This window comes from Allobosea sp. (genome assembly GCF_017308015.1).
Classification (GTDB): Bacteria; Pseudomonadota; Alphaproteobacteria; order Rhizobiales; family Beijerinckiaceae; genus Allobosea.
In genome coordinates this window covers 73,734-97,125 of the sequence record NZ_JAFKFW010000018.1, presented here as the reverse complement: position 1 = coordinate 97,125, position 23,392 = coordinate 73,734, and the positions used below count along the sequence as shown (strand labels likewise).

Sequence of the window (23,392 nt, the reverse complement as noted above, 5' to 3'; positions counted from 1 at the left end):
CGCGGCTCCGGTTCCATCGCATCGTCTTCATGCGATCCCGTATCCGCTTCGCAGAAAATCCCCTAGCGCGCCGGCGCGACCTTGCCGGGCAGCGACAGGTTTCCCGACGCGACCTTGAAGACATTGCTGACGCAGAGCAGCGGCGCGTGGAGATTGCCGTCGATCCTCAGCCCGGCGGTGACGCCGTCGAAGGATGCACTCGCAAGCGTCCCGATGCCGGCGAGCGGCACGCGGACCTCGACGGCATCGCCCTTCAATTCGGTCGGATAGGCCGGGCTGTCGATCAGCAGCGGCACGCCCGGCCATGTCTCGGGCAGCCTGGGCTTCGCGCCCTGCGGGATGTCCTTGACCTTCAGCCCGCCGGGGCAGGCCTTGTCCTCGTTCAGCACCACCCAATGCGGATGCCAGACGTCGCGATTCCTGGCGCCGCGCGCGCCATCGTCGAAGTCGGGATGGAAGGTCACCGCCAGCGCGACGATTCCCTCCCCGGTATCGAAGCCGATATCGCCCGAATTGAGCGAGGTCGGCCAGACATAGGCATAGACCTCCGAGCCGGCGAAATTGCCGGTCGTCGCCGGCATCGCCTTGCCCGCATCGGCGCGGACGCGGGTGCGGAAGACGGCCTGGCCTGCTTCCGTGGTGATGCGGGTCTCGACGATGTCGAAGCTCGCGAGCACCTTGTCGTCGCTCTTCGCCTTGATCTCATGAGCCATCGCGGCCGGCGACAGGCCAAGCAGGGCCAACGCCGCGAGGCCGAAGCCTCCGGTTCCCAGTCCGTTCATGCGCATACGTCCTTTTCAGATGTCTGGCTGTGCCTGGAGGGGTGGCCGGCCGTTTTCGAAGGCGATCCAGTTGGCAGACCGGGTCGCCGGGTCGGCCGGTTCATGCTCGCCGCAATCGAGCCGGAGATCCTCCGTCCCAATGGCGGCGTTCACGAAGGCGCAATGATGCGGATGGGCCGCGCCAGGATGGGCGTTCGGCCGGAAATGGCGGCAGGTGACGCAAAGACGCTGGGCCGGAATCGCGCCCGCGAGCTGGAGGCTGCGGACGAGCTTGACCTGCGCCAGCAAGAGGCTCGCCTGCTCGGCCGGCGAGAGTTGTGCCAGCGCCAGCGCAACCTGCGAGGCTGCAGCCGCGATCGCGCGGTTCACGCGCAGTCCCTCGTCCGTCAGCCGCAGCGCGACGGCGCGCGCATCGGCCGGATCTGCCTCGCGCAGGACGAAGCCCTTGCGGTCGAGCGCGTTGAGGGTGTCGGTCACGCTGGCGGCCGAGACTCCGAGATGGGCGGCAATCTCCTTCGGACGAATGCCCGGCGGATGGGCGGCAAGGAAACCGAGCACCTGCGCCTGCGTCGGGTTGAGGCCCACCTCCCCGGCGGCGGTCCAGAGATCCGCGCGCTGGACCAGAGCGATCCGCTCGAAACCCTCGCGTAGCCGCGTAACGATATCGTCGGTCGTTTCCGCCATATCAGATAATTAGGATTCCTAATTAATTTTGTCAACCGAACCCTCGGCCGCCTGCGGGTGCGGGCACTGGCCTTGCTTTCCGGGGTTATGGCGCAGGCATTTCATCGCCGGGCCCCCTTTCGACCGCATGCGAATCGATATTCGTGAAGCGACTGCCACGCCTGCTCGTCGCTTCCGGAAGCGATACGAAGGTCCGCATCGGGCCGGAATCATGCGTGGCGAGGACACCTCACAGAGGGGCCGGCGCGAGCGGATGGCGTCGTTTGCCATGCGGAGCCGAACGGCCTAGCCGGGCCGCGAAGCCGACTATATGACGGTTTGCATGGGCCGTTACGCTGTTACGATCAGGCTTGTCTTCCTTGCTTTGCTGGCTTGCGGCTGGCCAGCCATCGGCATGGCCGAAGGACGGCGAGTCCAGATCATCACCTCGTTCCCGCCTTCCTTCTTCGAGCCTTTCCGCAGCGCCTTCCGCAATCGGCATCCCGACATCGCCGTCGAGGTGGTGCAGCGCAAGACCACCGCTGCCGTCGTAGACATCCGCACGCAGAAGCGGCCGGAAGCCGACCTGTTCTGGGCCTCCGCGCCCGACGCCTTCGAATTGCTGAAGCGGGCAAACCTGCTGGCGCCGGTGCAGCCGCGCCAAACCGGCGCGCCGGAGACCATCGCCGGCTATCCGGTCAACGATCCCGGCCATCGCTATCTCGGCTTCGCGGTCTCCGGCTACGGTCTCGTATACAACCCAGGCTATCTCGCAGCGCGCGACCTGCCTGTGCCGCGCAACTGGGCCGACCTCGCCGCGCCGGTCTATGCCGGCCATATCGGCCTGACCTCGCCCGCCCGCTCCGGAACGACCCATCTGATGGTCGAGGCCCTGCTTCAATCGCTCGGCTGGGAACGTGGCTGGGCGCTGTGGTCGGCGATCGGCGGCAATCTCGCGACGATCACGGCGCGCAGCTTCGGCGTCACCGCCGGCGTGGCCCGCGGCCGGTTCGGCATCGGCATCTCCATCGATTTCCTGACCGAGGCCCGGACGACCAACGGCGAGAGCAACCGCTTCGTGCTGCCGGGCGAGACCCTGTTCGCTCCCGCCAGCATCGCAAGGCTGGCGACCTCGCCCAATCCGAAGGAGGCCGAGCTCTTCATCGACTTCGTGCTCTCTCCGGAAGGGCAAAGGATGCTGCGCGAACCCCGGATCGGACGCCTTGCTGTTTCGCCTTCCGCCTACGGACCGGACGAGACGCCACCGCATCTGTCGGAGACCGAAGGCATCTTCAACCGGACGGGCTTCGACGCCGGCCTCTCCGCCGGACGCTACGAGCTGGTGAACCTGATCTTCGACGAGTGGATCACCCTGCGACGCACCGAACATGCCAGGCTCTGGCGCAGCCTGCAGACCATGGAGGCGGCGCTGCTCGGCCGACCCGACGAGCCGGCGGCGCGGCTGCTGACGCAGGCCCGGGCCGCTCTGACACAGCCGCCGGTCTCGGCTGCCGAACTTGAGGGAGCGGATCGCTTCCGGAACATCGTGCGGGTGCCGCGGGGCCTTGCCGTGCCCGAGCAGCAGGCGCGCCTCGAAGGCGACATCAGGAACGCGATCGTGGCCCGCGCTGCGGAGGCGAGCAACAGCCTGCAGCAGGCCGCCGAACGCCTCACCGCGCTGGGCTGGCGCGACGAGAGCCTGACCGGACCGCGGCCATGACGCCTGCCCTGCCCAGACGGCGCTTCGGCATCGGCGGCCGATTGATCGCAGCTTTCCTCGGCGTCGGCCTCTTCGCGGTCGGCGCCGGCATCGTCGGCGTCATCTCCTATGAGCGATTGAGCAAGGAGCTGGCGGCAATCGCCCGCGAGCATCTGCCGGGCCTTGCCTCAGCGGCGCGGCTGGCAGAAGCGAGCGCCCGCGTCATTGCCGGCATGCCGGAACTCGCCAATGCAGAACGGCGCGATGGCTATGACCGCGGCCGGCGGGTGGTCGGCGAGCGCTTGAGCGAACTCGACAAGGTGCTGTCGGAGCGGGCGGGCAGCGGCTTCGACGCGCCGCAGCTGACGGCCGTGGCGGCCGAGATCCGGCGCAATCTCGGCGCCATCGATGACGTCTCGGGGCGGCGCTTCACGCTGGCCGAGCGCATCCGAGGCGTCAGCGAGGAGCTGCGCTGGCTTCAGGCCGACCTGATCGACGAAATCGAGCCGCTGACCGACGATGCCCGCTTCAACATCGATACCGCGCTCGGCCAGAGCGGCGGCGAAGCGGCATCGGCCAAGCCGAACACGATCCGCGAGGAGACCCGCAAGAGCGAAGCGCTGATGACGCTCAACGCCCAGGCCAACCTGATCGTCGGCCTGTTCGGGCGGCTCGGCACGGTGCAGACCCGCGAGGACATGGAGCAGACCGGCCATGTCATCGGCGAGGCGGTCGACCAGCTCGAGGTCGAGGCCAAGGCGCTGGCGGGCTGGCCCGACACGATCACGGTCCGCCAGATCACGCAGCGCCTGATCGGACTCGCCGACACCACCACCGGCCTGCCCGGCCTCAAGCGTGCCGAGCTCGCCGCGCTCGCCGACGCGCAGCGCCTGATTTCCGAGAGCCGGCGCCTCGTCACGGAACTCGGCACGCTCGTCTCGCAGGAGGTGCAGCGAACTGAAGCAGTCGCCAAGGATGCCGCCGACCGCTCGGCCGAGGCGATCCGGCTTGGCCGCAACCTGCTGCTCGCCATCGCGGCGGCTTCGCTGCTCGGCGCGCTGCTGATCGGCTGGTTCTATGTCCGGCGCCATCTGGTGGCGCGCCTGCGCATCCTGACCGAAGCCGCGACCAGCATCGCCAGCGGCCAGTCCTCGGCCCTGCTGCCGAAAGCGGGCAATGACGAGCTCGGCGATCTCGCCCGTGCACTCGCCGTCTTCCGGCAGACGCGCGACGACCTCATCCAGGCCGCCAAGCTCGCGGCACTCGGGCAGATGGCGGCAGGTCTCAGCCACGAGCTCAACCAGCCGCTCGCCGCGATCCGCTCGCATGCCCATAACGGCGCACTGCTACTGGAGCGCGGGCGGCCGGAGGAAGCGCGGAAGGCCATCGGCCGCATCCAGGCGCTGACCACGCGCGCCGCCGACCTGATCGCGCATCTGCGCCGGTTTGCGCGCAAGCCCGGCGTGGTGTTGGCGCCGGTCGCTGTCGGCGATGTCGTCGAAACCGCGCTGTCGCTGTTCGGGCCGCGCTTCGATGCCGAGCGCGTGGCGCTCGAACGGGATCTGCCGGCGGCTCGCCTTCATGTCCATGCCGAGGAAATCCGGCTGGAACAGGTGCTGGTCAACCTCATCGCCAATGCGCTCGACGCCGTCGCGGGCGCCCGCGATGCGACGATCGCGATCGGTGCGCGGCGCGACGGCCACCGGGTCGAGATCTGGGTCGCTGATAACGGACCCGGGATAGACCGGGCGCATCTGGAGCGGATATTCGATCCGTTCTTCACGACCAAGCCGGTGGGCTCCGGGCTCGGCCTCGGCCTCTCGCTGTCCTACAACATCATCAAGGATCTCGGCGGCACGCTGGCCGTCGCCGAGACCGGCCCCGGAGGCACGCGCTTCCTGATCACGCTCGAAGGGACGACAGCCCACGTCATGGCCCCGCTGGAAATCGACGCATGAGCGCTCCCACGATCGTCCTCGTCGACGACGATGCCGAGGTTCTCGAAGCCTGGCGGCTGACGCTCGAACTCGAAGGCTTCACGGTCCTGCCCAGACGCTCCGGCGACGCGGCGCTCGCGGAACTCGGCCGCGACGCTTCCGTCGTGCTGGTCAGCGATGTCCGCATGCCCGGCCGCGACGGCTTCGGGCTGCTCTCGGCCGTCACCGCGATCGACGCGGAGATTCCGGTCGTGCTGATCACCGGCCATGCCGATGTTCCCATGGCGGTGAAGGCGATCCGCGAAGGTGCCTGGGATTTCGTCGAGAAGCCGGCCGACCCTGTTCGCCTGATCGAGACGATCCGGCGCGCCAGCGAATACCGCCGGCTGATCATCGAGAACCGTTCGCTCAAGGCCGGCGCTCATCCGGAAGACCCCTGGGCGGCGCGCGTCGTCGGGCACTCGCCGGCGGTCGCGCGTCTGCGCAGCCGGCTTGCGCTGCTGGCCGATGCCGATACCGACGTGCTGCTCTTCGGCGAGACAGGAACCGGCAAGGAGGTCGCGGCCCGCGCCCTGCACGATCTCGGCAATCGCCGCGCCGGGCGCTTCGTCGCGGTGAATTGCGGGGCAATCCCCGAGACGATGATCGAGAGCGAATTGTTCGGGCACGAGGCCGGCGCCTTCACCGGGGCGCGCGAGCGGCGGATCGGCAAGATCGAGCATGCCAGCGGCGGCACGCTCTTCCTCGACGAGATCGAGTCGATGCCGATGGCGGCGCAGGTGCGCCTGCTGCGCGCCCTGCAGGAGCGGCGGATCGAGCGGCTGGGCTCCAACAAGGAGATCGCGGTCGATATCCGCATCGTCGCGGCGACCAAGACCGATCTCGCCGCGCTCGCCAAGGCCGGCGGCTTCCGCGAGGACCTGGTCTATCGGTTGAACGTCGTGACGCTGCGCCTGCCGCCCTTGCGCGACCGTCGCGAGGATATTCCGCTATTGTTCCAGCATTTTCTCGCGCTCGCCGCCGCCCGCGTCGGCCGGTCGGCCCCGCCGCTCGGCCGCGACCTGCTGCAGCGGCTGACGCGGCAGGATTGGCCGGGAAACGTGCGAGAACTGCGCAATGCCGCCGAGCGCAGCCTGCTCGGCATGGACGAGGATTTCGAGGACGCGGATGCCAGTGCCTCGACACCCGACGGCGCGGAGCGGACGCTGGAAGAGCTGGTCGCCCTCGCCGAGGCCGATGCGATCGGCGCCGCGCTGAAGCGGCATAACGGACGGATCGGCGTGACGGCTTCGGCGCTCGGCATCACCCGCAAGACGCTCTATCTCAAGATGCGCCGCTATGGCCTGAGCGGTTCCGCGGCGCTCGCGGATTGAGCAACGATGTTACCGCGATGACCCATCCGGGCGGCTGGCAGGTTACCGCCACGCCCCCGAAATTGGATACCTGAAGACCCTGACTCCCGAATTCCGCAACGAAATCAATGCCACCGGCACTTGGCATCGCCATTGCTGAAGAAGATGGCATCGACCTCGACGTCGACCCCAAAATCTGCTTCGGGAGGAAGCCATGTTGAATCGTCGGACCGCGCTCGCGGCCACTCTCGGCCTGTCGCTGAGCGCCTCGTTCATGACCATCGCTCTGGCGCAGGCCCCGGCCGGCAAGGTCACGGTGGTGACTTCCTTCTCCAAGGACGTCACCGATCCCATCAAGAAAGCCTTCGAGAAGGCGGTTCCGGGCGTCACGCTCGAAGTGCAGAACCGCAACACCAATGCCGGCGTGAAATATGTCGAGGAGACCAAGGCCAACAACCAGGTCGACCTGTTCTGGGCGTCGGCGCCCGACGCCTTCGAAGTGTTGAAGGGCAAGAAGCTCCTCACCGCCTACAAGCCCAAGGCAACCGGCATCCCGGAGAAGATCGGCTCCTATCCGATCAACGACCCGCAGGGCTTCTATTTCGGCTTCGCCGCCTCCGGCTACGGCATCATGTGGAACGACCGCTATGCCAAGGCCAACAAGCTGCCCGAGCCCAAGGAATGGCAGGACCTCGCCAAGCCGGTCTTCTACGACCACGTCTCGATCGCGGCGCCGTCGCGCTCCGGCACCACGCATCTGACGATCGAGACGATCCTGCAGGGCGAAGGCTGGGACAAGGGCTGGCGCACCATCAAGGAGATGGCCGGCAATTTCCGCTCGATCAACGAGCGTTCCTTCGGCGTGCCGGAACAGGTCAATTCCGGACAGGTCGGCGTCGGCATCGTCATCGACTTCTTCGCTTTCTCGGCCCAGGCCTCGGGCTTTCCCGTCAAGTTCGTCTACCCGAGCGTGACGACCGTCGTCCCGGCCAATGTCGGCATCGTCGCCAACCCGCCGAACAAGGCGGCGGCCGAGGCCTTCGTCGAGTTCCTGCTGTCGCCCGCAGGCCAGGAAGTGCTGCTCGAACCCGGCATCCGCCGCCTGCCGGTCAACCCGGCGGTCTACGCCAAGGCCGGCGCTGACTATCCGAACCCCTTCACCGACCCCCGCTTCCAGAAGATGATCGGCTTCGATGTCGACAAGTCGGAAGGGCGCACCGCGGTGGTCGACACGCTGTTCGACCAATTGATCTCGTTCCAGCTCGAGGGGCTGAAGGGCGTCAACAAGGTGCTGCACGAGGTCGATGCGGCGCTGGCCAAGAAGCCGAACGACAAGGCCAAGGCGCTGGCCGAGGAAGCCCGCGTGCTGCTTGCCGCCATGCCGGTGAGCGAAGCGCAGGCCGCAAGCCCCGAGCTTCGCGGGGCCTTTATCGGCGGCAAGGAGAAAGGCGCCCGTCAGGCCGAAGTCGAGAGCAAGTGGGCGAGCTTCGCCCGCGACAACTACGCCAAGGCCAAGGCGAAGGCGGAAGAGGCGCTCAAGGCGGCGAAATAAACTCGCCTGTCGTCGTCGTCCTGCGGGTCATACCGTGCGCGCTGCAGCGTGAAACGCTGCGGCGCAGACACGGGACCGCCTGACCAGCAGGCGCCTTTTCCTGACAACGGTCCCGCGTCTGCGCTGCGGCATCTACATGCCGCAGTGCCCACGGGATGACAGCCCGGCCCGCATCCATGACAGCCATTCCGACCTCGGCACCCCGCCCCCGTCGCATCGCCGGCACGCCCGGCCAGATCGCGCTGGCGCTGGCGATCGCCGCCTTCCTCCTGATGTTCCTGGTGCTGCCGGTGGCGACGGTGATCTATGTCGCCTTCACGGAGAAGGGCACCTCGACCTTCACGCTGGTCAATTTCTACGATTTCGTCCGCACCGAGCTGTTCATGCGCTCGTTGTGGAACTCGTTCTATGTCTCTGCGATGTCGGTGGTCTGGGCCTCGGTCTTCGCCCTGCCTCTGGCCTATCTCACCACGCGCTTCGTCTTCCGCGGCGCGGCCATCGTCCAGACGCTGGGCTTCCTGCCGCTGATCATGCCGCCCTTCGTCGGCGCGGTGGCGATGCAGCTCTTCTTCGGCCGCAACGGTTCGGTGAACCTGCTGCTCGACGACTGGTTCGGCTTCAAGATCGACTTCATGGAGGGGCTGAACGGCGTCATCTTCGTCCAGTCCGTCCATTATTTCCCGTTCATCCTGATCAATCTCTCGGCGGCGCTGCGCAATGTCGACCGTGCGATGGAAGAGGCCGCACAGAATCTCGGCTCGTCGGGCTTCAGGCTGTTCCGGCGGATCGTCTTCCCGCTGGCGATGCCGGGCTATCTCGCCGGCGCCTCGCTCGTCTTCGTCAAGGTCTTCGACGATCTCGCGACACCGCTCCTGCTCAACGTCAAGGACATGCTGGCGCCGCAGGCCTATCTGCGGGTGACCTCGATCGGCATCGCCGACCCGATGGGCTATGTCATCTCGGTCGTGCTGATCGTCGCCTCTGTGCTGGCGATGTGGCTCTCGGCGCGGGCGCTCAAGGGCCGCGACTACGCCACGACGCAGCGCGGTGGCGGCGGCCTCGCCAAGCGGGTGATGACACCGATGGAAGCCGTGTTCGGCTACGGCATCGTCATCCTGATCCTGGCGCTGGTGCTGGCGCCGCATCTGGGCCTGCTGCTGCTCTCCTTCGCGACGATCTGGTCGTTCTCGCCCCTGCCCGACGCCTACACGATCGCGCATTACGGGCGCGTCTTCGGCGAGAGCTCGGTCTACATCAAGAACACGCTGATCTATGCCACCATCGCCGGCGGCATCGACGTCGTGCTCGGGGTCGCCATCGCCTATCTGGTGCTGCGCACCAAGCTCGTCGGCCGCGAATGGCTCGACTGGATGGCGACCGCCGCGCTCGCAATCCCCGGCGTCGTGCTCGGCATCGGCTATCTCAGGACCTTCTACGGCATCACCCTGCCGGACGGGACGCCGCTCGCCGCCCTCTGGATCACCATCGTGATGGCGCTCGCGATCCGGCGCCTGCCCTATGCGCTGCGCGCCTGCTACGCGGCGCTCCAGCAGATCTCGGTCTCGCTGGAGGAAGCGGCCGAGAACCTCGGAGCCACCAAGGCGCGCACGGTCCGGCGCATCGTCGTGCCCTTGATGGCGGGCGGCATCCTCGCCGGTTTCGTCACCTCGTTCTCGACGGCGGCGGTAGAGCTCTCGGCGACGCTGATGCTGGTTCAGTCCAACTCCGACGCGCCGCTGGCCTACGGGCTCTATGTCTTCATGCAGTCGGCAGCAGGGCGCGGACCCGGTGCCGCGCTCGGCGTCGTCGCGGTGATCCTCGTCGCGGCCTGCACCTTCCTCTCACATCTCATCATCGAACGCAGCCAGAAGGCCAAGGGAATGGGCCACTGATCATGAACGCAACCGTCTCCCTGACCACGCCCGCCGTCGCCGTCGATATCGAAGGCGTCAACCTCTCCTACGGCACCAACCATGTGCTCAAGGACGTCAACCTGGCGATCAAGCCCGGCGAGTTCTTCGCCTTCCTCGGCCCGTCCGGCTGCGGCAAGACCACGCTCCTGCGCCTGATCGCCGGCTTCAACCATGCCGATACCGGCGAGGTCCGGATCGGCGGCAAGCCGATCACCGACCTGCCACCCTGGAAGCGCGATGTCGGCATGGTCTTCCAGTCCTATGCGCTCTGGCCCCACATGACGGTGCGCCGGAACGTCGCCTTCGGGCTGGAGGAGCGCGGCGTGAAGCGGGCCGAGGTCGAGCGGCGCGTCGAGGCGGCACTGGGCCTGGTCGGCCTCGCCCATCTCGCCGAGCGGCGGCCCTCGCAGCTCTCGGGCGGCCAGCAGCAGCGCGTCGCGGTGGCGCGCACCGTCGCGGTCGAGCCCAAGGTGCTGCTGCTCGACGAGCCGCTCTCCAATCTCGACGCCAAGATGCGCGTGCAGGTGAGGCGCGAGTTGCGCGACCTGCAGCAGCGCCTCGGCCTGACCACGATCTTCGTCACCCACGACCAGGAGGAGGCGAACACGATCTGCGACCGGATCGCCGTGATGAACGACGGCATCGTCCAGCAGGTCGGCACGCCGATGGACCTCTACGAGCGCCCGGCGAACCTGTTCGTCGCCGGCTTCCTCGGCACCGCCAACATCCTCGGCGGGACGCTCACGGGCAGCGGGGCGGATCGCGTCTTCGAGATCGAGGGCGGGGCGCGGGTGCCCGTTCCGGCGGAAGCGACGGTTCCGGCAGGCGCCAAGCTGGTCTTCCGGCCGCAGCATGCCAGCCTCGGTGATGCCGGCGCGGCCGAGGACGGGATGCTCGCCCTGCCCTGCACCGTCGCCAATCGCGAGTTCCTCGGCGCCAGCGTGCGCTATGGCGTCCAGATCGGGACGACGGAGGTGGCGGTCGACGTGCCGTTCCAGTCCGGCAGCGGACTGTTCGAGGTCGGCAGCCGTGCGACGCTCAGGCTGTCGCCGCACGCGCTGTTGTGGCTGGCAGCCTAACGACACCGACACTCGTCATTCCGGGACTTCGCGCAACGAATACCCCGGAATGGCACACGGTTGCGCCTAGCGGCGCAGCATTGACGCCGACTCCTGTTATTCGATCTTGTCGCGCACCGTCGCCCCGGCATCACGCTTCGGGGCCGCGCCATAGCGGTCGTCGTCAGGCATGACGATCTCTACGACCTGGCCCAGTTTTACAGCGCGCGGCCTCCGTCGCAGAGGGAAATGACACCCTCGCCGGCGGCATAAGAGCCGCCCTGCCCATCGCCACCCGCGAATCTCTGGGCCGCGAGGTCAAGCGCCAGTTTGTCGATACTCACGTGCACGGAACGCCCGGCAGACGCGGCGCGGGCCCATGGCCGCCGTGCACCAGCCCTGCCTGCCCGATCCGTCGACGCAGTTCGTTGCGCGGCAGCATCAGCGTGTATCCCAGCTCCGGCACCGTGACCGGGAGAGCCGCCGTGCTTGACTCCGGCGTGAAAGCATCCCTAGCATCCCTTACTACAAGATATATTCTGCAATTATGGATTAATCTTGCAAAGAGGGGTATCGCCAATGAGCGGGACGGATGAAGGCAAGAGGCTTCTTCTGAAGGGTGGAGTAATTGGCGGCCTCGCGCTGGCTGCCGCGGCGAGCACGGCCCGCGAGGCCGCGGCACAATCGGCACCCAACAGCCTGCTGCGCACGGTTCTGGATCGCGGCAAGCTGATCGTCGGCACAGGGTCCACCAATGCGCCCTGGCATTTCGAGGACGAGAAGGGCCAGCTCGTCGGCATGGACATCACCATGGGCCGCATCCTGGCCAAGGGGCTGTTCGACGATGCCAGCAAGGTCGAGTTCGTCCGGCAGGACGCGGCCCAGCGCATCCCCAACATCAATACCGGCAAGGTCGACATCGTCATCCAGTTCATGACCATGTCGCCGGCGCGCGCGCAGCTCATCGCCTTCTCGCGCCCCTATTATGTCGAGGGCATCGCGCTGCTGACCCGGCCGGACAGCGACAAGAAAAGCTTCGACGCGCTGCTCAAGGCCGGCTCCTCGGCGCGTGTCTCGATCCTGCAGAATGTCGATGCCGAGGAATCGGTGAAGAAGGTGCTGCCGCAGGCGACGGTGATGCAGCTCGACAGCCAGGCCAACGTCATCCTGGCGCTCGATTCCAAGCGGGCGGACGCCGCCGCGGTCGATCTCTCCACCGTCTGGTGGCTCGCCAAGCGCCATCCCGACAAATATGCCGACGCCGGCAAGTCCTGGAACACGATGCTCTACGGCGCCGGCATGAAGCAGGGCGATCCCGACTGGGCGCGCTTCGTCAACACCACCTTCGAGATCGCGATCTTCGGTCACCAGAACGAGCTCTACGACGCGGCAGTGAAGGATTATTTCGGCGCCGAGCCGCCGCAGCGCCAGCCCGGCCTGCCGCGCTTCTGACCGTCCCACGCTTCGCAAGCGGAAGGGTGCCACGCGCCCTTCCGCTCCCGACGCCCGGCTGATCCTCGGCATCATGGCGAATTACCATTTCAACTTCGCGATCGTCTGGCGCTATGCCGGCAAGCTGTTCGACGGGCTGCTGCTCAGCCTCGAACTCGCGGCGGCGAGCATCGCGATCGGCATGGCGATCGGCCTCGTGCTGGCGCTGATCAGCCTGGACGGCCCGAAATGGGCGCGCCCGCTGATTGCGGCCTATGTCGAGTTCGTCCGCAACGTGCCGCTGCTGCTGCTGGTCTATCTGGTCTTCTATGGCATCCCCAGCGCCATCGACCTGCAATATGATGCGGTGACCTCCTTCGTGGCCACGCTCTCGATCTATTCCGGAGCCTATCTGGTCGAGGTCATGCGGGCAGGACTTGAGGCCGTGCCGCGCGGGCTTATCGAGGCCGGTAAGGCGATCGGGCTCACGCCGATGAAGGTGCTCTGGCATGTGCGCCTGCCGACCGCGATGCGCATCGCCTTGCCTTCGCTCTCCAACACCTATGTCTCGCTGTTCAAGGACACCTCGATCGCCTCGGCCATCGCCGTGCCGGAACTCGCCTATGGCATGCGCTGGATCGAGACCCAGACCTTCCGCACGGTAGAGGTCTATCTCCTAGCGACGCCGATCTACCTGATCACCAGCTACGCCATCCTGCTGCTGCTGCGCCTCGCCGAACGGCGCTATCGAATAGCGCGGTGACGGCATGGCGACGCTGATCCAGACCCTGCCCTTCCTCGTCGACGGCCTGCTGACGACCTTGCTGGTCTCGGCCTGCGTGATCGTGCTGTCGCTGATCGTCGGCCTGCCGCTCGGCTGCGTGCTCGCCTTCGGGCCGCTCTGGGCACGCGCGCCGATCCGGCTCTATGCTGATTTCGTGCGCGGCGTGCCGATCCTGGTCCTGCTCTATTTCGTCTATTACGGCCTGCCGGCGATCAAGGTGAACCTGCCGAGCCTGCTCGCGGCGATCGTCGCGCTGACCGCGTTCAAATCGGCGCAGATCATCGAGATCACGCGCGGCTCGTTCCAGTCGATTCCCGCCGGCCAGACCGAAGCCGCCAAGGCGATCGGGCTCACCCTGTTCGACCGCTTCACGCATGTTCTGGCGCCACAGGCCGTGCGTCGTTTCCTGCCGCCCTTCGTCAACAGCGTCGTCGACACCGTGAAAGGCTCATCGCTCGTTTCGCTGCTCGGCATCGTCGACCTGATGCTGTCGCTGCAGCAGGTGATCGGGCGCACCCATGTCGCGCTGCCGCTCTATCTCATCGGCGCGCTGATGTATTTCGCCATCAACTTCCCGCTCTCGGCGCTCAGCCGCCGGCTCGAGAAGCGCTTCGTCTGAAAGGAGGCATCCATGGCCGAGACGGATGCCCGTGCCTCCGCCGCGCAACCGGTGATCGCGATCGAGGGCCTGACCAAGTCCTTCGGCACCCATCAGGTGCTGAAGGGCGTCGATCTCCGCGTCGGCAAGGGCGAGGTCGTGGCGATCATCGGCCCCTCCGGCAGCGGCAAGACCACGCTGCTGCGCTGCATCAACTTCCTCGAAGAGTACGATGGCGGCTCGATCCGGATCGACGGCACCGAGGTCGGCTATCGCGACGGCGCCGGCGGCCGCAAGCGCCGCAGCGACCGGGAGCTGGCCGCGATCCGCGTCGATGCGGCGATGGTGTTCCAGCAGTTCAACCTGTTTCCGCATCTGACCGCGGCGCAGAACATCATGCTCGGCCTGATGAAGTCGCGCGGGCGCTCCAAGGCCGAGGCGCGCGCCATCGCCGAGAAATGGCTCGCCCGCGTCGGGCTCGCGGCCAAGGTCGATGCGATGCCCTCGCAGATGTCCGGCGGCCAGCAGCAGCGGGTCGGCATCGCGCGTGCGGTCGCGATGGAGCCGAAGGTGCTGCTGCTCGACGAGATCACCTCCGCGCTCGACCCCGAACTCGTCGGCGAGGTGCTCGCCGTGGTGCAGGAACTCGCCGCCGAGGGCCGCACCATGATCCTCGTCACCCATGAGATGGCTTTCGCACGGGACGTCGCGGATCGCGTCGTCTTCACCGACCAGGGCCGGATCGTCATCGATGCGCCGCCCGCGAAAGTCTTCGGCGAGCAGCCGCATGAGCGACTGCGCTCCTTCCTGTCACGCTTCGCCGGATTCCGCCCGAACCCGGCCTGAGGAACCCATGAACGCAGTCCTGTCCACTCTTCCCGACACGGCACCTTACAAGCGGCTGGCGGAACTCGGCCTTAAGCTTCCCGACTTGCCGCGGCCGATCGGCAATTTCGCCACCCATGTTCAGGAAGGCGGCCTGATCTACCTCTCCGGACAGGGGCCGACGCATGAGGACGGCCGGCTCCATACCGGCAAGGTCGGCCGTGACATCAGCGTCGCCGAAGCCTACGAGCATGCCCGGCTGACCGGCCTCAACCTGCTCGCCGTGCTGCATGAAGCGCTCGGCGATCTCGGCCGTGTCAGGCGCGTCGTCAAGCTGCTCGGCATGGTCAATGCCACCCCGGAATTCAGCGACCATCCGGCCGTCATCAATGGCTGTTCCGACCTCTTCGTCGCCGTTTTCGGCGAGGCCGGGAAACATGCCCGTTCGGCGGTCGGCTTCGGCTCGCTGCCCCGCCAGATCACCGTCGAGATCGAAGCGATCGTCGCCGTTTCATAACCGGGGCCTTAAGCCCCACTGCCCGCCTTTCAGGAGAACATCATGTCCGCTTCCGATATCCGCCCGTCGCTGGGCCTGCGTCCCGTCATCAATGTTTCCGGGACGATGACCTCGCTCGGCGCCTCGATCGTCGTGCCCGAGGCGATCGCCGCGATGGCGGCGATCCTGCCGCAATTCGTCGAGATCGACGATCTCCAGCGCAAGGCCAGCGCCGTGATCGCGCGGCTTTGCGGCAGCGAGGCCGGCTTCGTCACCGCCTCCTGCTCGGCCGGGATCACGCTGGCGATCGCCGGCGCCATGACGGGCGACGATCTCTTCGCCGTCGAGCAGTTGCCGGATGCCAGCGGCCTCCAGGACGAGGTCGTGATCATGATGGGCCATATGGTCGGCTATGGCGCCCCCGTCGACCAGGCGATCCGCCTCGCCGGCGCCACGCCGGTCGTCGTCGGGCAGGCCACCAGCGCCCGCGCCTACCAGCTTGCCGGGGCGATCTCGGAGCACACGGCGGCGGCGCTCTATGTCGTCTCGCATCATACGGTGCAGTACGGGCTCATGCCGCTCGACGAGTTCGCGGCTGTCTGCCACGAGCACGGCGTGCCGGTGATCGTCGACGCGGCCTCCGAATACGACCTGCGCGGCTTCCTCGAGGCCGGCGCCGATATCGTGCTCTATTCCTCGCACAAGTTCCTGGGCGGGCCGACCGGCGGCATCGTCGCCGGCCGCAAGGATATGGTCCGGGCGGCCTATATCCAGAATGGCGGCATCGGCCGCGGCATGAAGATCGGCAAGGAAAGCGTGCTCGGCACGATGGCGGCGCTGGAAGCCTGGGAGAAGCGCGACCATGCCGGCATCCGCGCGCGCGAGCAGCGCGCGCTCGACCTCTGGCTCGCACGTTTCACCGAGCGGCCCGGCGTCACCGCCGTGATCGAGCCCGACCCGACGCATAACCCGCTCGACCGGATGAAGCTCTCGATCGATCCCGAGCAGGCGCATATCACCGCCTGGGACCTCGCCGACGCGCTGGCGCGCGGCCCGCAACCGGTGGTCGTGCGCGATCACGAGGTCGAGCACGGCTATTTTTATCTCGATCCCTGCAACCTGCATCCGGGCCAGGAGGAGATCGTCGCCGAGCGTATCGTCGCCGAACTGGAAACCGCGCGGCGCAGCAACACGATCATCACCAGCCCGCTGATCGAGCGCCGCAACCGGCGCGCCGCCTCGCTGGCGAAATGGCCTGACTGAGCGTCAGCGGCATTGACATTCTCCGCCCAGCAATATTCTCTTATTGAACACTCTATTACATAATAAAAGAATGCGAGGGATTATGAAACGCCTGTTCGGATGCCTGCTCGCCTGCAGCCTGCTCACCGCCCCGTCGTCGCCTTCGCACAGGAGGCGGGCGGCATCGCCACGATCGCGACCGTCGGCGAACCGCCGACGATGGACCCGATGGTCTCGACCGCCGACCTGGTCGGGACGATCACCCAGCATGTCTTCGAGACGCTCTACACCTTCGACAAGAGCTGGAAGGTAACGCCGCTGCTCGCGGACGCGCTGCCAACGGTCAGCCCGGACGGCAAGCGTTACACCATCGCGCTCAGGGCGGGCGTGAAGTTCCATGACGGCTCGGACCTCACCGCCGAGGACGCGGTCGCCTCGCTGAAGCGCTGGATGAAGCTCGCCTCGCGCGGCAAGCAGGCAGCGGGCTTCATCGAGAGCGTCGAGACTGCCGGCCCCGCCTCGCTCACGATCACGCTGAAGGAGCCCTACGCGCCGCTCATGTCGCTGCTCGCCTTCAACAACTCCGCCGCGATCATCATTTCGGCGAAGAAGCAGGACGAGCCGATGAAGGAATTCATCGGAACCGGCCCCTACATGCTCAAGGAGCGCAAGGCCGACCAGTATATCCAGCTCGTCCGCTTCGCCGGCTACAAGCCCCGCGAGGGTGCCGGCGACGGCTATGGCGGCGCGCGGAAGCCGCTGCTGGACGAGGTCCGCTTCGTGCCGGTTCCGGATGCGAACACCCGCATCGAGGCGGCGGTGTCGGGCCAGTATTCCTACGTCGATTCGCTTCCCGTGGAATCCTTCGACCGGCTGAAGGGCGCAGCCTCCCAGCCCGTGGTGCTGAAGCCCTTCGGCTACCCCGTCTTCGTCATGAACACCGCCGAAGGCGCTGCCAAGAACCTAGCGGTTCGCAAGGCGATCCGCACGGCGCTCAACATGGAGGACATGCTGGCGGCGGCGTTCGGAACCAAGGAGTTCTATGCGCTCGACGGCAACATCTACCCGCCGGGCTATGTCTGGAATACCGATGCCGGTGTCGCCGGAAACTACAATATCGGAGACGCCGACAAGGCGAAGGCCGCGGCCAAGGCTGCCGGTTACAAGGGCGAGCCGATCCGCATCCTGACCAGCCGCCAGTACGAATTCCACTACAAGATGGCGCAGGTCGCGGCCGAGTATCTGAAGGCCGCCGGCTTCACCGTCGACCTGCAGGTGGTCGACTGGGCGACGCTGACCCAGCGGCGCACCGACAAGGCGCTCTGGGAGATCTACATCACCCATAGTCCGTTCCTGCCGGAGCCGGCGCTGATCGGCTCGCTTTCGACCAGTTCGCCCGGCTGGTGGGACACGCCGGCCCGCAAGGCCGCCGTCGATGCCTTCACCTCCGAGGCCGATCCGGCCAAGCGCGCCGCGCTCTGGGCCAATGTGCAGAAGACGATCTATGACGAGGTGCCCTTCATCAAGATCGGCGACTTCAACGCGCTCTCGGCGAAATCCGCCAAGCTCGACGGCATCGTGCCGGCGCCCTGGCCGTATTTCTGGAACGTCACCCTGAAGAAGTGATCCCCCCGCCATCCGGCTGCATGATGGCAGCCGGATGGCGGGCAACAAGACAGTCAGGTCATGGTCGGCTACATCCTTCAGCGCCTTTCCGGCATGGTCGCGGTCATGTTGCTCGTCGTCACGATCGTCTTCGTGATCGTGCGCGTCACGCCCGGTGATCCCGCCGCGGTGATGCTCGGCCCCGAGGCGACAGCACAGGACGTCGCCGATCTGCGCACGCGGCTCGGCCTCGATCGTTCGATCATCTCGCAATACGCGATCTATGTCGGGCAGCTGCTGCGCGGCGATCTCGGCCAGTCGATCTTCCTGAACATGCCGGTGACTTCGGCATTGATGGAGCGGGCGGAGCCGACCTTCTTCCTGACGTTGCTGTCGCTGGCGATCGCGAGCGTCATCGCCCTGCCGGTCGGCATCTACGCCGCCTATCGGCGCGGCTCCTTCCTCGACCAGGCGGCGACGACTCTCGCCATGCTCGGCGCCAGCATCCCGGGCTTCTGGCTCGGCCTTATCCTGATGCAGATATTCGCGGTGCGGCTGGGGCTCCTGCCGGTCTCCGGCTATGGCGGCCCCGATACCAGCCTGCTCGAGCGCATCAGGCACCTGATCCTGCCGGCAGTGGCGCTCGGGCTCGTCTCCTCGGCGCTGATCATGCGCTTCACCCGCGCCTCGATGCTCGACGTGCTCGGCGACGACTATATCCGAACGGCCCGCGCCAAGGGGTTGGGCGAGCAGCGGGTCGTCCTCAAGCATGCGCTGAAGAACGCGCTGATCCCGATCCTGACCGTACTCGGCCTCACCGCCGCCGTTCTGGTCTCGGGCGCGGTGGTGACCGAGACGGTGTTCGGCCTGCCGGGCGTCGGCAATCTCGTGGTCTCGGCCGTGCTCCGGCGCGACTATCCGGTGATCCAGGGCGCGCTGCTCGTCATCGCCGGCCTGTATGTCCTGATCAATTTCGCGATCGACATGCTCTACCTGCTGGTCGATCCGAGGGTGCGCTACTGATGACCGATCTCGCCCCCGACGCGCCGATGCCAAGCCGCGGCCGGACCTTCCTGCGCGATCTGCTGAAGCGCCGCATGGTGGCGATCGGCCTCGCGATCCTCATCGTCTTCGTGCTGCTCGCCGCGCTGGCGCCACTGCTCGCACCCTATGCGCCGGGCAAGCTCTCGATCGTCAACCGGCTGAAGCCGCCCTCCGCAACCTACTGGTTCGGCACCGACGAATTCGGCCGGGACATCTTCTCGCGCATGCTCTATGCGGGCCGGCTGTCGCTCTCGGTCGGCGCCGCCGTCGTCGTGCTGTCCTCGCTGATCGGGGTTACGCTCGGGCTGCTCGCCGGGTTCTTCAAGCGGCTGGACACGCCGATCGCACGCCTGATCGACGCGATGATGGCCTTCCCCGACATCCTGCTCGCGATCGCGCTGGTCGCGGCGCTGGGCCCGTCGCTTATGACGGTGATCATCGCGCTCTCGATCGTCTATGCGCCCAGGCTCGCGCGCATCGTTCGGGCCGCGACCCTGGTTATCCGCGAACTGCCCTATGTCGAGGCGGCGCGCGCCTTCGGCAACCCGACCTCGCGGATCATGGTCCGGAATGTCCTGCCGAACATCGTCTCGCCGATCACGGTGCAGGCCACCTTCATCTTCGCCAGCGCCATGCTGGCGGAAGCCGGCCTCTCCTTCCTCGGGCTCGGCGTCAGCCCGGATATCCCGACCTGGGGCACGATGATCTCTTCGGGCCGGCAATATATCGGACAGGCCGACTGGATGACCTATTTCCCCGGCCTTGCCATCGTACTGGCCGTGCTCTCCCTGCAGATGGTGGGCGACGGCCTGCGCGACCTGCTCGATCCGCGCCTGCGGAAGGACCTCTGACATGACACCTGCCACGCGGCAGCCGCTCCTGATCGCCAATGTGAAGCCGGTCGCCTTCGGGCCGGCGATCCCGGCTGCGGCCACTGACATCCTCGTCGGCGGCGACGGCAGGATCGCCGCGATCGGCGCAGGGCTCGCTGCCCCGGTCGATGCGGAGCGCATCGACGGCAAGGGCGCCTTCATCTCGCCGGGCTGGGTCGACCTGCACGTCCATGTCTGGCATGGCGGCACCGACATCTCGCTCCGGCCGAGCGATTGCGGGGCCGAGCGCGGCGTCACCACCATGGTCGACGCAGGCTCGGCCGGCGAAGCGAATTTCCACGGTTTCCGCGAATATGTCATCGAGCCGGCGCGCGAGCGGATCAAGGCCTTCCTCAATCTCGGCTCGATCGGGCTCGTCGCCTGCAACCGCGTGCCGGAGCTGCGCGACATCAAGGATATCGATCTCGACCGCATCATCGAATGCTATGCCGAGAACAGCGAGCACATCGTCGGCCTCAAGGTCCGCGCGAGCCATGTCATCACCGGTTCCTGGGGCGTCACGCCGGTCAAGCTCGGCAAGAAGATCGCCAAGATCCTGAAGCTGCCGATGATGGTCCATGTCGGCGAGCCCCCGGCACTCTATGACGAGGTGCTGGAGATCCTCGGGCCCGGCGACGTCGTCACCCATTGCTTCAACGGCAAGGCCGGATCGAGCATCCTGGAGGACGAGGACCTGTTCAAGCTGGCCGAGCGCTGCGCGGCGGAGGGGGTGCGCCTCGATATCGGCCATGGCGGCGCCTCCTTCTCCTTCAAGGTGGCGGAGGCCGCGATCCAGCGCGGTTTAATGCCGTTCTCGATCTCGACCGACCTGCATAACCGCTGCATGAACTTCCCGGTCTGGGACCTGGCGACGACGATGTCGAAGCTGCTGTCGGTCGGCATGCCGTTCGACGCCATCATCCAGGCGGTGACCCATGCACCGGCGTCGGTGATCAAACTCGACATGACCGACCGGCTGACCGTCGGCCAGCGCGCCGATTTCACGATCTTCGACCTGATCGACGGCGATCTCGAAGCCACCGATTCCAATGGCGACGTCTCGCGCCTGGCCCGGCTGTTCGAGCCACGCCATGCCGTGATCGGCGCGGAGCCGATCACGGCCAGTCGCTATGTGCCGCGTCCGCGCCGGCTCGTCCGGCACAGCCACGGCCTGTCCTGGCGTTGACTTGGCGTTGACTCGGCGAGCAGCAGGTATGAAAGCGCTGGTATGAGCAAGGCTCCGACGACGCAAACAGGCCAAGACGCCCCGGAACCGACCGGGCAGCGGCGCTCGCGCGTCAGCGGCATCGACCGCGCCGTGCAGATTCTTGACCATCTCCAGCAGGAAGGCCGGGCGCTGACAGCCTACGAGATCGCCCGCGCGATCGGCGCGCCGCTCTCGACCGTCTATGCCATCGTCGAGGACCTGCTCGACAAGAGCCTGCTGGCCCGTGCCGGCGACGGCGGTGTCTGGCTGGGACCGAGGCTCTATCACTATGGCCTCGCCTATGCCCGCGATCTCCAGGTCATCAACGTCGCGACGCATGAGATGCATGTGCTCTCGCGCGAAGTCGGCGAGACCGTACAGATCTGCGGCCGCGACGGCGGCATGATGGTGGTCGAGGCCATGGCAGAGGGCCCCGGCCATTTCATCATCACCTCGCGCGTCGGCACCCGCGTGCCGCTGAACTGGACGGCTTCCGGCCGGCTTCTCGTCGCCGGGCTCGACGAAACGGGGCGGAGCGCCCTCTTCCGCAAGAGTGCCAAGGCCTCGCCGACCGGACGTGCCGTCACCGATCCCGCCACCCTGCTCGCCCAATCGCGCGACGCGCTCGCAGCGGGCGTGTCGATCCAGGCCGGCGAGTCGGATTATGCGGTTGCCTGCATCGCCGCGCCCGTGCTGGACGAGACCGGCGCCTGCCCGATCACGGTCTCGATCGTGGTGCCGGAGTTCCGCGTGAACGAGGAGCATGCGAGTTTCGTCGAGGCGGTGAAGAATGCGGCCCGCCGTATCGAGGAGAAGCTCGGCTGGCGCATCGGCCATTTCAGCGCCGGCCGCAAAATCGGCTAGCCTCTCCCTTTCCGAAAGAAACCGGCCCATCTCGGTCGGCACACGGTTTCCCTGGCGCGGGCAGCACCAGGGAAACCGCCGTCCCGACCGGCCTGAGGGCGATCCTGCCGGTCGACCCGGGCAGCCTCAGGTTTCGCGGAAGGCGCGGGCCATGCTGTCCTTCAGCGGCTGCATCAGATACTCGAAAAAGGTGCGCTCGGCCGTCTGGATATACATGTCGGCCGGCATTCCCGGCGTCGGCTGGAAATCGTGCAGACCGACGAGACTGCCCGGATCGAGTCGGGCGCGGACGACGTAGAGGTCCGGTACGGCGGGATAGGCGCGCTGCTTCTCGTCGGGCAGCGCATCGGCCGAAATGTAGATGACCCGGCCGCTGACCATGGGCGTGATACGCTGGTTGAGCGCCGTCAGGCGCACCGTGGCGACCTGGCTGTGCCTGATCTTGTCGATGTCTTGCGGACGCACGCGCGCCTCGATGATGAGTTCGTCCTGCAGCGAGACGATCTCCATGATGTTCTTGCCGGCCTCGATGACGCCGCCGGAGGTGTGATAGCGCAGCTTGACCACCGTGCCCTTGACCGGCGCGGTGATGTTGGAGCGGTCGAGCACGCCCTTCACGGTGTGGATGCGCTCGCGCACATCGTTGAGATCGGCATTGATTTCCTGGAGCTGGTCGGAGGCGATCTTCTGGGCGTTCTTGCGAACACCGTCGATCTGTTCGACCGAGCGCGCGATCCGCTCGCGGGAATCCCCGATATCGCCGCTGATGCGCCCGGCCTCGCCCGCCAGATTGGCGGCCAGGCGTTGCAACGAGAGCACCTCCGGCTTGCGGATGTAGCCCCGCTGCAGCAGGGCCTGCTTGCCCTCCAGCTCTTCCTTCAGCAATTGCGACTGCTGCTGGACACCGGCGAGCTGCACCTTGCTGCCGGCGATCTTCTCCTCCAGCGCATCGATGCTCTTCTGATGAGCCGCGATCTCGCTCGCCATATTGTTCTGCCGGGCGCGGAAGGCCGTGCGCTGCGCTGCGTACAGCACGGCGATATCGGGGTCAGCCCGCTTGTCGAGCAGATGCGGCGGCCCGACGAAATCATCGAGGCCGGCGATCTCGGCCCGGAGCCGCGCCTCGATCATCTCGAGGCGATAGAGCTTGAGCTCATGGCGCCGCAATTCGGCCCGGGCGGAGGTGTCGTCGAGCTTGACCAATGGCTGGCCGGGCACGACGACATCGCCTTCTCTGACGAGAATCTCGCGGATCACACCGCCTTCCAGATGCTGGATCGTCTTGTTCTGGCCGGTGGTGACGAAGACGCCGGTGGCGATGACCGCTCCTGCGATCGGCGCGGTATTGCCCCAGACGCCGAAGCCCATCACGGTGACAGCGACGATGACGGCGCCGCCGATCGTAGCGGCGCGGGTGCTGCGCGGCACATCGCTGTACCAGGGCTGCGAGACCAATTGGACGCTCATG

Annotated in this window: 19 protein-coding genes and 1 pseudogene; 17 read left to right on the top strand and 3 right to left on the bottom strand. The window is 66.8% G+C overall.

The annotated features are described in order from the left end of the window. Window positions 1-62 precede the first annotated feature (62 nt). Both J0I42_RS15855 and J0I42_RS15850 read right to left on the bottom strand, forming a co-directional pair. Entirely contained in the window at window positions 63-782 is a 720-nt protein-coding gene (locus J0I42_RS15855; protein ID WP_291656114.1) for a hypothetical protein, read from the bottom strand. Between the two features lie 15 nt (window positions 783-797). After that, entirely contained in the window at window positions 798-1,466 is a 669-nt protein-coding gene (locus J0I42_RS15850; protein WP_291656112.1) for a MarR family winged helix-turn-helix transcriptional regulator, read from the bottom strand. Between the two features lie 322 nt (window positions 1,467-1,788). Here J0I42_RS15850 and J0I42_RS15845 point away from each other — a divergent pair, with 322 nt between their 5' ends. The 17 genes and pseudogenes from J0I42_RS15845 (at window position 1,789) to J0I42_RS15765 (ending at window position 21,924) form a co-directional block, all read left to right on the top strand. After that, window positions 1,789-3,165, top strand: a complete 1,377-nt coding sequence (locus tag J0I42_RS15845; protein ID WP_291656109.1) for an ABC transporter substrate-binding protein — start codon at window positions 1,789-1,791, stop codon at window positions 3,163-3,165. Further along, the gene (locus J0I42_RS15840; RefSeq protein ID WP_291656107.1) at window positions 3,162-5,102 is read left to right on the top strand and encodes an ATP-binding protein; all 1,941 of its coding nucleotides are present in this window, start codon (window positions 3,162-3,164) and stop codon (window positions 5,100-5,102) included. Before J0I42_RS15845 ends, J0I42_RS15840 begins: the two co-directional genes overlap by 4 nt. After that, the gene (locus J0I42_RS15835) at window positions 5,099-6,454 is read left to right on the top strand and encodes a sigma-54-dependent transcriptional regulator (RefSeq protein WP_291656105.1); all 1,356 of its coding nucleotides are present in this window, start codon (window positions 5,099-5,101) and stop codon (window positions 6,452-6,454) included. The genes J0I42_RS15840 and J0I42_RS15835 overlap by 4 nt, the downstream gene beginning before the upstream one ends. 193 nt (window positions 6,455-6,647) lie before the next feature. Continuing rightward, window positions 6,648-7,985 (top strand): ABC transporter substrate-binding protein, encoded by a 1,338-nt coding sequence (locus J0I42_RS15830; protein ID WP_291656103.1) that lies wholly within the window; start codon window positions 6,648-6,650, stop codon window positions 7,983-7,985. A 176-nt stretch (window positions 7,986-8,161) separates the two neighbouring features. Then, complete coding sequence (locus J0I42_RS15825; protein WP_291656101.1) at window positions 8,162-9,877, top strand: ABC transporter permease; 1,716 nt, start codon at window positions 8,162-8,164, stop codon at window positions 9,875-9,877. 2 nt (window positions 9,878-9,879) lie between these two features. Beyond that, window positions 9,880-10,977, top strand: a complete 1,098-nt coding sequence (locus J0I42_RS15820) for an ABC transporter ATP-binding protein (RefSeq protein ID WP_291656099.1) — start codon at window positions 9,880-9,882, stop codon at window positions 10,975-10,977. 558 nt (window positions 10,978-11,535) lie between these two features. Further along, complete coding sequence (locus tag J0I42_RS15815) at window positions 11,536-12,408, top strand: transporter substrate-binding domain-containing protein (RefSeq protein ID WP_291656097.1); 873 nt, start codon at window positions 11,536-11,538, stop codon at window positions 12,406-12,408. 73 nt (window positions 12,409-12,481) lie between these two features. Beyond that, window positions 12,482-13,150: an amino acid ABC transporter permease gene (locus J0I42_RS15810; RefSeq protein WP_291656095.1), complete on the top strand. Its 669-nt coding sequence runs from the start codon at window positions 12,482-12,484 to the stop codon at window positions 13,148-13,150. A gap of 4 nt (window positions 13,151-13,154) precedes the next feature. Further along, window positions 13,155-13,790, top strand: coding sequence for an amino acid ABC transporter permease (locus tag J0I42_RS15805; protein WP_291656093.1), 636 nt, complete (start codon window positions 13,155-13,157; stop codon window positions 13,788-13,790). A 12-nt stretch (window positions 13,791-13,802) separates the two neighbouring features. Beyond that, window positions 13,803-14,615: an amino acid ABC transporter ATP-binding protein gene (locus tag J0I42_RS15800; RefSeq protein WP_291656091.1), complete on the top strand. Its 813-nt coding sequence runs from the start codon at window positions 13,803-13,805 to the stop codon at window positions 14,613-14,615. 7 nt (window positions 14,616-14,622) lie between these two features. After that, window positions 14,623-15,111: a RidA family protein gene (locus J0I42_RS15795; RefSeq protein WP_291656089.1), complete on the top strand. Its 489-nt coding sequence runs from the start codon at window positions 14,623-14,625 to the stop codon at window positions 15,109-15,111. A gap of 42 nt (window positions 15,112-15,153) precedes the next feature. After that, window positions 15,154-16,353: an aminotransferase class V-fold PLP-dependent enzyme gene (locus J0I42_RS15790; protein WP_291656087.1), complete on the top strand. Its 1,200-nt coding sequence runs from the start codon at window positions 15,154-15,156 to the stop codon at window positions 16,351-16,353. 82 nt (window positions 16,354-16,435) lie between these two features. Beyond that, window positions 16,436-17,958: pseudogene (locus J0I42_RS15785) on the top strand (ABC transporter substrate-binding protein). Between the two features lie 60 nt (window positions 17,959-18,018). Next, window positions 18,019-18,960: an ABC transporter permease gene (locus tag J0I42_RS15780; protein ID WP_291656085.1), complete on the top strand. Its 942-nt coding sequence runs from the start codon at window positions 18,019-18,021 to the stop codon at window positions 18,958-18,960. After that, window positions 18,960-19,832 (top strand): ABC transporter permease, encoded by an 873-nt coding sequence (locus J0I42_RS15775; protein ID WP_291656084.1) that lies wholly within the window; start codon window positions 18,960-18,962, stop codon window positions 19,830-19,832. Before J0I42_RS15780 ends, J0I42_RS15775 begins: the two co-directional genes overlap by 1 nt. A gap of 1 nt (window position 19,833) precedes the next feature. Further along, window positions 19,834-21,039 (top strand): amidohydrolase/deacetylase family metallohydrolase, encoded by a 1,206-nt coding sequence (locus J0I42_RS15770; RefSeq protein ID WP_291656083.1) that lies wholly within the window; start codon window positions 19,834-19,836, stop codon window positions 21,037-21,039. Between the two features lie 42 nt (window positions 21,040-21,081). Further along, entirely contained in the window at window positions 21,082-21,924 is an 843-nt protein-coding gene (locus J0I42_RS15765; RefSeq protein ID WP_291656081.1) for an IclR family transcriptional regulator, read from the top strand. Between the two features lie 126 nt (window positions 21,925-22,050). On the opposite strand, the gene J0I42_RS15760 is transcribed toward J0I42_RS15765, so the two are convergent. After that, window positions 22,051-23,391 carry an HlyD family type I secretion periplasmic adaptor subunit gene (locus tag J0I42_RS15760; RefSeq protein ID WP_291656079.1) on the bottom strand — a complete coding sequence of 447 codons (1,341 nt, stop codon included), beginning with the start codon at window positions 23,389-23,391 and terminating at the stop codon, window positions 22,051-22,053. Between the last annotated feature and the right edge of the window lies 1 nt (window position 23,392).

What these genes read in the sequence shown, in the direction of transcription:
- J0I42_RS15855 (WP_291656114.1), bottom strand. Translation starts at nt 782, where the DNA reads ATGAACGGACTGGGAACCGGAGGCTTCGGCCTCGCGGCGTTGGCCCTG.
- J0I42_RS15850 (WP_291656112.1), bottom strand. Translation starts at nt 1,466, where the DNA reads ATGGCGGAAACGACCGACGATATCGTTACGCGGCTACGCGAGGGTTTC.
- J0I42_RS15845 (WP_291656109.1), top strand. Translation starts at nt 1,789, where the DNA reads ATGGGCCGTTACGCTGTTACGATCAGGCTTGTCTTCCTTGCTTTGCTG.
- J0I42_RS15840 (WP_291656107.1), top strand. Translation starts at nt 3,162, where the DNA reads ATGACGCCTGCCCTGCCCAGACGGCGCTTCGGCATCGGCGGCCGATTG.
- J0I42_RS15835 (WP_291656105.1), top strand. Translation starts at nt 5,099, where the DNA reads ATGAGCGCTCCCACGATCGTCCTCGTCGACGACGATGCCGAGGTTCTC.
- J0I42_RS15830 (WP_291656103.1), top strand. Translation starts at nt 6,648, where the DNA reads ATGTTGAATCGTCGGACCGCGCTCGCGGCCACTCTCGGCCTGTCGCTG.
- J0I42_RS15825 (WP_291656101.1), top strand. Translation starts at nt 8,162, where the DNA reads ATGACAGCCATTCCGACCTCGGCACCCCGCCCCCGTCGCATCGCCGGC.
- J0I42_RS15820 (WP_291656099.1), top strand. Translation starts at nt 9,880, where the DNA reads ATGAACGCAACCGTCTCCCTGACCACGCCCGCCGTCGCCGTCGATATC.
- J0I42_RS15815 (WP_291656097.1), top strand. Translation starts at nt 11,536, where the DNA reads ATGAGCGGGACGGATGAAGGCAAGAGGCTTCTTCTGAAGGGTGGAGTA.
- J0I42_RS15810 (WP_291656095.1), top strand. Translation starts at nt 12,482, where the DNA reads ATGGCGAATTACCATTTCAACTTCGCGATCGTCTGGCGCTATGCCGGC.
- J0I42_RS15805 (WP_291656093.1), top strand. Translation starts at nt 13,155, where the DNA reads ATGGCGACGCTGATCCAGACCCTGCCCTTCCTCGTCGACGGCCTGCTG.
- J0I42_RS15800 (WP_291656091.1), top strand. Translation starts at nt 13,803, where the DNA reads ATGGCCGAGACGGATGCCCGTGCCTCCGCCGCGCAACCGGTGATCGCG.
- J0I42_RS15795 (WP_291656089.1), top strand. Translation starts at nt 14,623, where the DNA reads ATGAACGCAGTCCTGTCCACTCTTCCCGACACGGCACCTTACAAGCGG.
- J0I42_RS15790 (WP_291656087.1), top strand. Translation starts at nt 15,154, where the DNA reads ATGTCCGCTTCCGATATCCGCCCGTCGCTGGGCCTGCGTCCCGTCATC.
- J0I42_RS15780 (WP_291656085.1), top strand. Translation starts at nt 18,019, where the DNA reads ATGGTCGGCTACATCCTTCAGCGCCTTTCCGGCATGGTCGCGGTCATG.
- J0I42_RS15775 (WP_291656084.1), top strand. Translation starts at nt 18,960, where the DNA reads ATGACCGATCTCGCCCCCGACGCGCCGATGCCAAGCCGCGGCCGGACC.
- J0I42_RS15770 (WP_291656083.1), top strand. Translation starts at nt 19,834, where the DNA reads ATGACACCTGCCACGCGGCAGCCGCTCCTGATCGCCAATGTGAAGCCG.
- J0I42_RS15765 (WP_291656081.1), top strand. Translation starts at nt 21,082, where the DNA reads ATGAGCAAGGCTCCGACGACGCAAACAGGCCAAGACGCCCCGGAACCG.
- J0I42_RS15760 (WP_291656079.1), bottom strand. Translation starts at nt 23,391, where the DNA reads ATGAGCGTCCAATTGGTCTCGCAGCCCTGGTACAGCGATGTGCCGCGC.